General features: G+C 67.7%; 3 protein-coding genes and 1 pseudogene. All 4 read left to right on the forward strand.

The window, feature by feature from the left end; all coding sequences use genetic code 11:
- Window positions 1-449 (forward strand): annotated as a pseudogene (locus CC207_RS25445) (hydroxyacid dehydrogenase); the annotation flags it as partial.
- 4 nt (window positions 450-453) lie between these two features.
- Entirely contained in the window at window positions 454-1,566 is a 1,113-nt protein-coding gene (locus CC207_RS25450; RefSeq protein WP_088852988.1) for a phage baseplate assembly protein, read from the forward strand.
- On the forward strand, window positions 1,563-2,072 hold the full coding sequence (locus tag CC207_RS25455; protein WP_088852989.1) for a phage baseplate assembly protein V: 510 nt from the start codon (window positions 1,563-1,565) through the stop codon (window positions 2,070-2,072). Before CC207_RS25450 ends, CC207_RS25455 begins: the two co-directional genes overlap by 4 nt.
- The coding region (locus tag CC207_RS25460) for a phage GP46 family protein (protein ID WP_178080998.1) at window positions 2,069-2,206 on the forward strand (138 nt) is incomplete at its 3' end. The genes CC207_RS25455 and CC207_RS25460, both read left to right, overlap by 4 nt.

Here is a 2,206-nt window from a genome sequence, read left to right on the forward strand (position 1 = left end):
AGCTGGTGCGCGATGCGCTGATCGTGTTGGCCGTGCGCGAGGCGGTGGCCATGCCGGTGGTGCAGGCGCCCGAGCCGTTGACCGGCTTCGCCACCTTGGAGCAGCAGGTGGCGGCCCCGATCCAGCGCCCCGAGGTGCCGGTGACTGCCGACGTGGTCGCGCTGCGTGACGCCATCAGCGACGCCCTGTGGCTGGCCGCCCTGGCGTCGCCGGTCGAGCATGTCGAGCGGCTGGAGGTGGTGCGTAATCAGGTGCGGGCGCACCTGACCGAAGTGGCCCGCGCCGGCGTGCGGCTGGCCGAGGTCACCACGCGGGAAAGCCTGCCGGCGGTGGTGCTGGCGTACCAGCGCTATGGCGACGCCACCCGCGCCGAGGAAATCGTTACGCGTAACAAGGTGCAGCACCCGGGCTTCCTGCCCGTGGGCGCGCTGACCATCGCTCGAGAGTGAATCCATGGACAACCAAAACGCTGTCACGCTGAGCGTGAACGGCCTGGACTATCGCGGCTGGAAGAAAGTCAGCATCAGCGCCGGCATTGAACGCCAAGCCCGGGATTTTCGCCTGGGCGTGACGTGGAGCTGGCCGGGCCAGGTGCAGGAAATCCCGGTGCGCCAGGGCGACCGCTGCGAAGTGCGCATCGGCGCCGACCTGGTGCTGACGGGCTGGGTATTCAGCACGCCGATCAGCTACGACGCCCACAGCGTCGAACGGTCGGTCGCCGGCCGCTCACTGACTGCCGACCTGGTGGACTGCTCGGCGGTGAACAAGCCCGGCCAGTGGCGCGGGCAGAGCGTGCAGAAGATCGTGCAGGCGCTGGCTGAGCCCTACGAGGTGCGGGTGCTGAGTGAGGTGGCGGAAACCACCAAGCTGGCCGACCACCAGATAGAACCGGGCGAAACTGCCTTCGAGTCCATCGACCGCTTGCTGACGCTTTCGCGGCTGCTATCGACCGATGACGCCCGGGGGCGGGTGGTGATCATCAAGCCGGGCAGCGCCGGCCGCGCCGTCGACCGCCTGGAACTGGGGCAGAACCTGTTGACCGGCAGCGCCGAGCTGGATTTCTCGGGGGTGTTTTCCGAGTACCGCGTCACTGGCCAGCGCTCAGGCACCGACACTGACTACGGCGCGGCGGCTAGTGAAGTGAAGGCCGGCGTCACCGATCCGCGCGCCACCCGGCGGCGGGTGCTGCTGATCCACGAAAGTGGCCAGATGACCCCGGAGCTGGCTCAGGCGCGGGCCAACTGGGAGCGCGGCAGCCGCATGGGCAAGGCGCTGACCCTACGCTACAAAATCCAGGGATGGCGGCAGTCCACCGGCGCCCTGTGGGTGCCGAACATGATCGTGCGCGTGGTCGACCCGCTGATCGGCATCGACCGCGACATGCTCATCAGCGAAATCGAGTACGTGCTCGATGACGCCGGCACCGTGGCCAACATCGTGGTAGGCCCGCCGGATGGCTTCGACCCTGAGCCGAAAGACCCGCACAAGTCGCGCAAGCTCAAGAAGGGCGGCAAGGCCGACAACTTCGAATACCTCATCCCCGCCGACTGGAAGCCTGGCCAATGAAACCCATGAGAAATTTTCTCGCCCGGGGCGTGGTCGCCCTGGTCGATGCTGGCCGCAAGCTGCAGGGCCTGCAGATGCGCCTTACCGCCGACGAAGTGAAAGACGGCATGGAGCACTTCGAGCCCTACGGCTTCACATCCAACCCGCTACCCGGTGCCGAGGGTCTAGCGGCGTTCCTGGGCGGCGACCGCTCCCATGGGGTGGTGGTCTGCGTCGCCGACCGGCGCTTTCGCCTGCAGGCGCTCAAGAGCGGCGAGGTGGCCGTGTACACCGACGAGGGCGACTGCCTGCACTTCAAGCGCGGCCGCTTGATCGAGATCCAGACGCTGACGCTCAAGGTCAAGGCCGAGACGGCCGTGGAGTTCGATACGCCGGTGATCCGCACCACGGGCCAGATCGTGTCGCAGGGCGACCAGATCGCCGCCGGCGTCAGCCAGGTCAACCACCCGCATGAGGGAGTGGCGAAGGGTAACCAGCAGAGCGGTAAGCCGGTGGTGACGGCATGACGCTGCTCGATGCGGAGTCAGAACGCGCCTGGCAGCGCGCCGTGGTGATCAGCCTGTTGACCTGGCGGCGCGCCGAGGCCGGCGACCTGCTGGACGATGACCAGCGTTACGGCTGGTGGGGCGACACGTTCCCG

Source organism: Pseudomonas sp. DrBHI1 (genome assembly GCF_002205115.1).
In the GTDB taxonomy this organism is placed as follows: domain Bacteria; phylum Pseudomonadota; class Gammaproteobacteria; order Pseudomonadales; family Pseudomonadaceae; genus Aquipseudomonas; species Aquipseudomonas mosselii.